Below are 9,138 nucleotides of genomic sequence, written 5' to 3' on the forward strand. Positions count from 1 at the left end.
GCCGGGCGATGGAACAGGTCCGGGACATGATCATCTCTGGTCTCGCCCCCGGGACCGGCGGAACGCATGGATGACCGGACGCACAGGTCCAGATGACCAGACGCATGGGTGAGGACGCGCATGGGTGAGGACGGCGTCATCAGCACGGGCGTGACCTGCGCGCGCCCGCAGCCCGTCGGGGTCTTTCCGCTGCCGGCCGGCTTCCTGCTCGTGCCGGGCGGCGAGGCCACGGCCGACCTGCGCCGGACGCTGGCGGCCGGGAAGGTGCCGGTGGCCTGGCCTGCGGAGCTGGCCGCGCTGGAGCTCGCCTACCGCGGGGAGGTCGTCGCGGCCGTCGGGCAGCTGCGCGGCGACGACCCGGTCGACCGCTACAACCGCTTCGTGCTGCGACCAGCAGGCGCGGACCCCGAAGACCCGGTGGCACTGCGCCGGGCGCTCGGCGACGAGCTGGGGATCCTGGTGGACGTGGTCCGGTTCGCCCTGGGCGAGCTGGACGAACCTCCGCCGCCCGGCGGGGAGACCGGCGAGATCGCGGCGATGGTGTGGTCCGCACACGCCGCCCACGCCATGGCCGCCGGCCAGGCGGGCAAGGCGGCGGGGCTGCTGGAGCGGGCCATCGCCGCGGCGCGGGAGCCCTCCCCCGGTCTCGCCGCCCAGCTCAGGTCCACCGCGGCGGACCTGCGTCGCGGAGGCGAGGGACCGAGCCCGGCCGTCATCGCAGAGCTGACGGCGGCGCTCGCCGCGCTGGCCGCCACCGACCTCACGGTCGGCCGGGCCGAGCTGCACCTGAGCCTCGGTTCGGCCTACCAGGAGCTGGCCGGGGACGATCCGGCGGGCCTGAAGGTCGCGGTGGAGCACTACCTCTCGGCGCTGCGCCTGGTCCGCATCGACACCGCCCCGGAGCTGTTCGCGGCGGCACAGGTCAACCTCGCCACGGCGTATCTGACCATGCCGATGGCGCAGGCGTCCGACCAGCTGCGGGTCGGCGTGGCTGTGCAGGGCCTGCGGACCGCTCTGTCCGTCTACACCCGCGAGACTCATCCCGAGCGGTGGGCCAGCACCCAGCTCAACCTGGCCAACGCCTTGGTCTACGCGCCGTCCGCACACCGGGAGGACAACCTGCGGGAGGCGGTCGCGCGCTACCAGGAGGTCATCGCCGCCCGCGACCGCGACGCCGACCCCCTCGGCTACGCCCGGGCTCGGGCGAACCAGGGCAACGCCCTGGCCCACCTCGGCCTCTTCGACCCGGCGCAGGCGGTGCTGCACGAGGCACGGGCGATCTTCGAGGAGGTCGGGGACCCCGACGCCGTCCTGGCCGTGCGCGGGGTGCTCGACGAGATCGCCCGCCGGCTCACCGCGAAGTCGACGTGACGCCCGGCAGCGGAACACTCGGTGACGCCACTCCGAGCACTCCGGCCAGATGGGTGGGGCAGGGCGGCCAGGCGGGGCAGGGCGGCCAGGCGGGAAGCTGGGAACCGGCGGTGTGGATCGGCGCCCCGGCGCCCGGCGGGCTGGCTCTGCCGTCGGCGCGGCCGTCGGCGTCCCGGCTGTACGCGCCGCGCGGGGTGTGGCTCGGCGACGACCTGCTCGTGGTGGCGGACTCGGGTAACCACCGGGTGCTGATCTGGCATGGTCTGCCGGCCCTCGACGGCGCCCCCGCCGACGTCGTGCTCGGCCAGGCCGACGCGACGAGCGAAGGGCCGGCGGCCGCGGGGCGCGGACCCGAAGGCGGCCTGCACCTGCCGACCGGCGTGCTCGTCACGGACGGCCGGCTCGTGGTCGCCGATGCCTGGCACCACCGGGTGCTGGTCTGGAACGAGGTCCCGACGGTCACCGACACCGCCCCCGACCTCGTGCTCGGGCAGCCGGACGCCGACGCCGTCCGCGAGAACCGGGGCGGCCCGTGCGGACCAGACACCTTCTACTGGCCCTTCGGGGTGGCCGTGGTGGGTGGGCGCTTCTACGTCGCCGACACCGGTAACCGGCGGATCCTGGGCTGGTCGAATGGCCTGCCGTCCTCGCCCGGCCGGCTACCCGACCTGGTGCTGGGGCAGCCCGATCCCACCCGCCGGGACGAGAACCGTGGCGGCGCGGCCGGTCCGGCGAGCTTCCGGTGGCCGCACGACCTCGCCGGCACCGCCGACCGGCTGCTGGTCGCGGACGCCGGCAACCACCGGCTGCTCGGCTGGGCCCCCCATCCCGACGCCGACGGCGACGCCGATCTGGTGCTCGGCCAGCCCGATCTCGCATGCTCCGGGGAGTTCCCCTACGCGCCCGGCCGGGCCGACGTCCTGCGCTTCCCCTACGCCGTCGACAGCGACGGGCACCTGCTAGCCGTCGCGGACACCGCCAACAACCGCGTCCTGCTGTGGGACGAGCTGCCGCGGCGCAGTTCCACGCCCGCGACCGGTGTGCTCGGCCAGCCGTCGTTCGCCGAGACCGGGGAGAACCGGTGGACCCGCGTCGAGGCCGACACCTTCTGCTGGCCGTACGGCCTCTCGGTGCGCGGCGACCGGCTCGCGGTGGCGGACTCGGGCAACAACCGGGTCATGATCTGGCGGCGGGTATGACCGGAGAGCGGACCGGGCGGACCGGGCGCCGGGTCCGGCGCCGGGTCGTGGTTGAGGGCGTCGTCCAGGGCGTCGGTTTCCGGCCTTACGTCCACCGGCTCGCGGGCACCCTCGGGCTCGCGGGATTCGTCGGCAACGACTCGACCTCGGTGTTCGCCGAGGTCGAAGGCGACGAGGTGGCCGTGGCCGAGTTCCTGCGCCGGCTCGAACCGCAGGCGCCACCGCTCGCGCGCATCGAGCGCGTCACGATGACGAGCGTGACCCGGTCGACCGCCGGCGACGCCGGGTTCCGGATCGTGGCCGGCGCGACCGTTCCCGGCGATCGCACCCTGGTACCCGCGGACACCGCGGTGTGCGCCGACTGCCTGCGCGAGATGTTCGACCCGACCGACCGGCGCCACCGCCACCCGTTCATCACCTGCACCAACTGCGGCCCGCGGTACACGATCATCAGCGCGCTGCCGTATGACCGCGCGGCCACGACGATGGCCCGCTTCCCGATGTGCGCGCAGTGCGCGGCGGAGTACGCCGACCCGGCGGACCGCCGTTTCCACGCCGAACCCGTCGCCTGCCCGTCCTGCGGACCGCAGCTGTGGTTCAGCCCCGCGGACAGCACTGGACCGGAGGTCCACGGCACGGATGCCGCGCTGGCGGCGGCCCAGCGGGCACTGGCGGGCGGCGCGGTGGTCGCGGTCAAGGGCGTCGGCGGCTACCACCTGGCCTGCTCGGCCGAGAACGATCCGGGCGACACGGCCAGCGACACGGCCCTGGCGCGCCTGCGCGCCCGCAAGGACCGGCCCGACAAGCCGTTCGCGGTGATGGTGCGCGACCTGGCGACGGCCGCCCTGGTGGCCGACCTGTCGTCGGCGGAGGCGGCGCTGCTGGCATCGCCGGCCGCTCCGATCGTGCTCGTCCGCCGCTCGCCCGCGGCGGGGATGTCAGGGATATCGGGGATGTCGCGGCTGGTCGCCCCCGGCACCCCGCTGGTGGGGCTGCTGCTGCCGTACACACCCGTGCACCACCTGCTGTTCGCGCCAGTCCCGGGTGGCGGCCCGCCACCGCCGCGGATGCTGGTGATGACCAGTGGCAACCGTTCGGGCGAGCCCATCTGCTTCGCCGACGACGACGCGCGGGACCGGCTCGCCGGCCTCGCTGATGCGTTCCTCCGGCACGACCGACCGATCCTCCTGCCGTGTGACGACTCGGTGGTGCGCTGCGGCTACGGGGACGACGGAGACGACGGGCAGGTGCTGCCGGTGCGGCGCTCCCGCGGATACGTTCCGCTGCCGGTGGACCTCGGCCGCCCCGTCCGGTCGGTGCTCGCCGTGGGCGGCGAGGGCAAGAGCACGTTCTGCCTCACCACGGACCGTCGCGCGTTCGTGTCCCAGCATCTGGGTGACATGGGCAGCCTGGCGGCGCTCAGGGCCTTCGAGCGCTCCGCCGCGCACCTGACCGATCTGTACGGCGTTGCGCCGGAGACGCTCGCCGCCGACCTCCATCCGGGATACGTCACCCGGGCCTGGGCCGAACGCGCGGCGGCTACGGGGACCGAACAGGCGGCAGCCGGGGACCCGGCGGCGGGGGCGAACCAGACCTCCACCCACGGGTCACGGTCCGCCGGCCGATTGCCGCACCTGGTCCAGCACCACCATGCCCATGTGGCCGCCCTACTCGCCGAGCACGGCAGGCTCGGCGACACCATCCTCGGGGTCGCGTTCGACGGCACCGGCTACGGGCTCGACGGCACGATCTGGGGCGGCGAGGTGCTGCTGGTAGGCCCGGACGTCGCCCGCGCCGAGCGGGTCGCGCACCTGCGTCCGATCGGCCTGCCCGGGGGCGACGCCGCCGTCCGCAATCCGTACCGGGTCGCGCTCGCCCATCTGGCCGCCGCCGACCTGGACTGGACCGCGGACCTGGCGCCGGTGCGGGCCTGCTCCGTGGCGGAGTTGCGCACCCTGCGCACCGCGCTGGACCGGGGCGTGGCCTGCGTGCCCTGCACGAGCATGGGCCGCCTGTTCGACGCGGTGGCGTCGCTGCTCGGGGTGCGCCACCGGATCACCTACGAGGCGCAGGCCGCCGTCGAGCTGGAGGCGCTCGCCGCGGACGGGCTCGCCGCGGCGGAGCTCGGCGGCGCCGGACTCGGCGGCGCCGGTGCCTGCCGGCTCGCCTTCGGCCTGGCGAACGGCGTCCTCGACCCGGCGGGGGTGCTCGCGGGGATCGTCGCCGGTCTGCGGGCGGGAGTGGCGGTGCCGGTGCTGGCCGGCGCGTTCCATCTGGCGGTCGCGGACGCGGTGGCCGAGGTCGCGGGGCTCGCGCGGCGGCGGTACGGAGTCCGCCTGGTCGGTCTGACCGGCGGGGTGTTCGCCAACGTAGTGCTGACGCGGGCCTGCCGCGCCCGGCTCGCCACTGCCGGGTTCGACGTACTCGTCCATCGGGTGGTGCCGCCGGGCGACGGTGGGCTGGCGCTGGGCCAGGCTGCGGTCGCGGCGCTGAGCCGCCCGACGGAGCCGGCCTTCGGCGGGAAGGAAGCCTGACGGCATGTGTCTGGGGATACCGGGCCGGATCATCGAGATCTGGGACGACCGTGGTACGCGGATGGCGATCGTCGATTTCGGCGGCGTCACCAAGACGGTGTGCCTCGCCTACCTGCCCGACGCGACCGTCGGGCAGTACACGATCATCCATGCCGGCTTCGGGCTGATCAGGCTGGACGAGGCCGCGGCGCGGGAGACCCTCGCGATGTTCCGGGACCTGGGGCTGCTCGAGGAGGAGCTGGGATCGCGCGCGGCGGAACCGGGCATGACCGGGCCGGGCCGGTGAGGTACCTGGCGGAGTTCCGCGACCCGGCGTTGGCCCGCCGGCTGCTGGATGCGATCATCGCCACCGCGACCCGACGCTGGGCGATCATGGAGGTCTGCGGCGGCCAGACCCACTCGATCATCCGCAACGGAATCGATCAGCTCCTCGCGGACCAGGTCGAGTTCATCCACGGCCCCGGCTGCCCAGTGTGCGTCACGCCGCTGGAGACGATCGACCGGGCGCTGGCGATCGCCGCCCGCCCCGAAGTGATCTTCTGCTCGTTCGGGGACATGCTGCGGGTCCCCGGCAGCGGCATGGACCTGTTCATGGTCCGGGCGCGTGGCGGGGACGTCCGGGTGGTCTACTCGCCGCTCGACGCGGTCCGCCTCGCCGAGGAGAACCCGGACCGCCAGGTCGTGTTCTTCGGAGTGGGCTTCGAGACCACCGCCCCAGCCAACGCGATGGCCGTGGTGACGGCCCGGCGCCGTGGACTCGACAACTTCTCCGTACTTGTCAGCCACGTGCTGGTGCCGCCGGCGATGACCGCGGTCCTCTCCTCGCCGGCGAACCGGGTGGCGGCGTTCCTGGCAGCCGGCCATGTGTGCACGGTGATGGGCACCTTCCAGTACGAGCCATTGGTGGCGACCTACCGGATACCGATCGTCGTCACCGGTTTCGAGCCGCTCGACCTGCTCGACGGGGTGCGCCACGCCGTCGAGCAGCTCGAGGCGGGGCGGGCAGAACTCGCGAACGCCTACCCGCGGGCGGTGCGGCCGGCGGGCAACCCGGCGGCCCGGGAAATCCTCGCCGAGGTTTTCACGGTGTGTGACCGGGCCTGGCGGGGAATCGGGACAATCCCGGACTCGGGTTGGCGGCTGTCCGCGGCGTACCGGGACTTCGACGCCGAGGTCCGCTTCGACGTCGAGGGCCTCACGGTGGCCGAACCGGCCGAGTGCCGCAGCGGCGAGGTGTTGCAGGGCCTGGTCAAACCGCCGCAGTGCCCGGCGTTCGGAACCTCCTGCACGCCACGCACCCCGCTCGGCGCGACGATGGTCTCGGCGGAGGGGGCGTGCGCCGCCTACTTCCAGTTCCGGCGGCTGACTCCGGCGGGCGGCCGTGGCTGACCCCGTCGACCCGACCGGTTGGACCTGCCCACTTCCGCTGCGTGACCATCACCAGGTGGTACTGGGGCACGGCGGCGGCGGCGTGCTGTCGAGCGAGCTGATCGAGCACCTGTTCCTGCCCGCGTTCGGGACCACCGACACGGCGCGGGCACCGGCGGACTCGGCGGTCCTGGATGTCGCGGGCGCCCGGCTCGCGTTCTCCACCGACTCGTACGTGGTGCGCCCGCTGTTCTTCCCCGGTGGCTCCATCGGCGAGCTCGCGGTCCACGGCACCATCAACGACCTGGCCTGTGCCGGCGCAGTGCCGGTGGCGCTCTCGGCCGGGTTCATCCTCGAGGAGGGCCTGGAGCTCGCGGTCCTGGGCCGGGTGGCGCAGGCGATGGGCCGGGCCGCGGCCGCGGCGGGGGTGCGGCTGGCGACCGGGGACACCAAGGTCGTCGAGCGCGGGCTGGCCGACGGTCTGTACGTGAACACCAGCGGCATCGGGCTCGTCCCGGCCGAGGTGGACATCCGCCCCGAACGGGCGAGACCCGGCGACCGGGTCATCGTCTCCGGTCCCGTCGGCGAGCACGGTGTCGCCGTGCTGAGCGTGCGCGACGGGCTGGAGTTCGGCGGCGAGGTCCGCTCCGACACGACGGCGCTGCACGGGCTGGTCGCGGCGGTGCTGGCGGCCGCGCCGGGGGTCCACGCGCTGCGCGACCCAACCCGAGGTGGCCTCGCGACCGCGCTGTGCGAGATCGCCGCCGCGTCCGGGACGGGCATCGAGTTCGCCGAGCGCGCCGTGCCGGTGCCGCCCGCGGTCGAGGCGGCCTGCGGGTTCCTCGGCCTCGACCCGCTGCACGTGGCGAACGAGGGCAAGCTGGTTGCGTTCGTCGCCGACGCCGACGCCGACGCGGCGCTCGCGGCGATGCGGGCGCATCCGGCGGGGCGTGACGCGGCCGTCATCGGCACGGTCACCGCGGAGCATCCGGGCGTGGTTGTCGGGCGCACCGCGTTCGGGGGAACCCGCATCGTCGACCGGCCGCTCGGTGAGCAGCTCCCCCGCATCTGCTGAGTTCGGCGGCGTGGCCGCGCCCGCCTTTCCAACGATCGACGGGTCAGGGCACGTGGTGCGCCGGGAGGCCGAGGCCTCCCACCGCTAATGCTTACCGAGAATATCTCATATAGACCGGAAGGGTGATTCCCTTGACGGAACCTGATCAATTTAGGTTAGGCTAACCTAATATCAGGCTTCCCCCGAGGAGGACGTATGCCCCAGCGAACAGCCTTGCCCGTACTGGCCGTCTCCCTGCTGCTCGGTCTCACCGCCTGCTCCGACGATTCGACGACCGACGCCACGACGGCTTCCCCGGGACACCCGGTAAGCAGCTCGACCACCTTCTCCGTCGCGGTACCGGAGGGCGTGTTCAAGCAGTACACGACGCTCGCCAAGGAGATCCGGTCCGAAGGAGGCGAGGTCCGGAGCGGACCGTGGAAAATCGGCTACATCGTCGAGGCCGCGGAACCCTGGTACGAGGGCAAAGGCGGGCAGCAGATACTCCGCAAGCCCGCCGCCGGCGAGACGCACCACATTGAGATCATCCCCGTGGAGTCGGCCACGGGCCGGATCGTGCCGAACGTACCAATCACGCTCGCGGTCATCGACGGCAAGGGCACGGTTGCGGAGGAGAAGACACTCAACTTCTACTACGCCGAATTCTTCCACTACGCGAACAACTTCTCGATCCCGCAGGACGGCAGCTACACGTTGCGCGCAACAATCGGGGTACCGACCTTCTTCCGGCACGGCGAGGAAGGCCACACGCCGGCGTTGGCCAGCGGCACGACTGTCACCTTCACCAACGTCACGCTCAGGCACTAGTCATGCATGATCGTGGCAAGAAGGTACCCGAGCGGCTTGTTTCCCTGCCCGCGGACCCGCGGCCTGTCCCGGTCCTGGTCATCGCCCAGCCCTCCCCGCCTGCCAGCGGGGTTCTGCCACGATGGGCCGTTTTCCTCGCCACCGGAACAGCACTCGTCGTCGGGTGGGCTGCGGCCGTCTGGACCGCCGCCCACCTCACCGCCGACCCGACCCTGCACACCGCCGCCCTGTTCGTGCATCTCGCCGCGCTCGTGGGCGGGTTCGGCGCGGTCCGCGCCATCGACTTCTTCGCCCTGTCATGGCTGTTCGGTCGGCGCAGCTTCCCGGACGTCATCCGGGTGGCCAGCGGCCTGCACGTGATGATCTGGGCTGGTCTGGCGGGGCTCGTGCTCAGCGGCATCCTGCTGCATCCGGACCTGTCCAGGAGACTGACCCAGGTGAAGATCGGGCTGGTGCTCCTCATCGCCCTCAACGGCCTGCACATCTGGGCGATCCAGCACCGGCTGGAGCAGTCCGCCACCGTTCCGTCCCGGGCGCTCCTGGCCCGATCGATAATCAGTAACCTGCTCTCCCAGGCCGGATGGTGGGGTGCGATGGTCATCGGCTACCTCGCCAGTCAGGACTGAACCAGAGTCAGGACTAACAGTCAGGGCTGACCGGTCGTCGCAGCCGCCGACGCCATCTCCGTCGCCGTCGTGGGGCTGCTGCTCGCTGTTGCCGGCACCGCGCGGATGCTGCCCGTTCGTTCCGATCGGCAGTGGGGAAGGGCGACTCGCGGACCGCT

Annotated in this window: 8 protein-coding genes; all 8 read left to right on the forward strand. The window is 73.0% G+C overall.

Features of this window, described 5'->3' with window-relative positions; all coding sequences use genetic code 11:
- Positions 1-120: 120 nt before the first annotated feature.
- The 8 genes from AC08ON_RS05200 (at position 121) to AC08ON_RS05235 (ending at position 8,980) form a co-directional block, all read left to right on the forward strand.
- On the forward strand, positions 121-1,371 hold the full coding sequence (locus AC08ON_RS05200; RefSeq protein WP_476606596.1) for a hypothetical protein: 1,251 nt from the start codon (positions 121-123) through the stop codon (positions 1,369-1,371).
- Positions 1,368-2,570, forward strand: coding sequence for an NHL repeat-containing protein (locus AC08ON_RS05205; protein ID WP_476606595.1), 1,203 nt, complete (start codon positions 1,368-1,370; stop codon positions 2,568-2,570). Before AC08ON_RS05200 ends, AC08ON_RS05205 begins: the two co-directional genes overlap by 4 nt.
- Positions 2,567-5,104, forward strand: a complete 2,538-nt coding sequence (hypF, locus tag AC08ON_RS05210; RefSeq protein ID WP_476606594.1) for a carbamoyltransferase HypF — start codon at positions 2,567-2,569, stop codon at positions 5,102-5,104. Before AC08ON_RS05205 ends, hypF begins: the two co-directional genes overlap by 4 nt.
- Positions 5,105-5,108: 4 nt before the next feature.
- Positions 5,109-5,390, forward strand: a complete 282-nt coding sequence (locus AC08ON_RS05215; RefSeq protein ID WP_011435521.1) for a HypC/HybG/HupF family hydrogenase formation chaperone — start codon at positions 5,109-5,111, stop codon at positions 5,388-5,390.
- Positions 5,387-6,493, forward strand: coding sequence for a hydrogenase formation protein HypD (gene hypD, locus AC08ON_RS05220; protein WP_476606593.1), 1,107 nt, complete (start codon positions 5,387-5,389; stop codon positions 6,491-6,493). The genes AC08ON_RS05215 and hypD overlap by 4 nt, the downstream gene beginning before the upstream one ends.
- Positions 6,486-7,547 (forward strand): hydrogenase expression/formation protein HypE, encoded by a 1,062-nt coding sequence (gene hypE, locus AC08ON_RS05225; protein WP_011435519.1) that lies wholly within the window; start codon positions 6,486-6,488, stop codon positions 7,545-7,547. The genes hypD and hypE overlap by 8 nt, the downstream gene beginning before the upstream one ends.
- Before the next feature lie 195 nt (positions 7,548-7,742).
- Positions 7,743-8,354: a hypothetical protein gene (locus tag AC08ON_RS05230; RefSeq protein ID WP_476606592.1), complete on the forward strand. Its 612-nt coding sequence runs from the start codon at positions 7,743-7,745 to the stop codon at positions 8,352-8,354.
- A gap of 2 nt (positions 8,355-8,356) precedes the next feature.
- Positions 8,357-8,980, forward strand: coding sequence for a hypothetical protein (locus tag AC08ON_RS05235; protein WP_476606591.1), 624 nt, complete (start codon positions 8,357-8,359; stop codon positions 8,978-8,980).
- The last annotated feature ends 158 nt before the right edge of the window (positions 8,981-9,138 follow it).

The organism is Frankia sp. CoWAU3, from assembly GCF_977971855.1.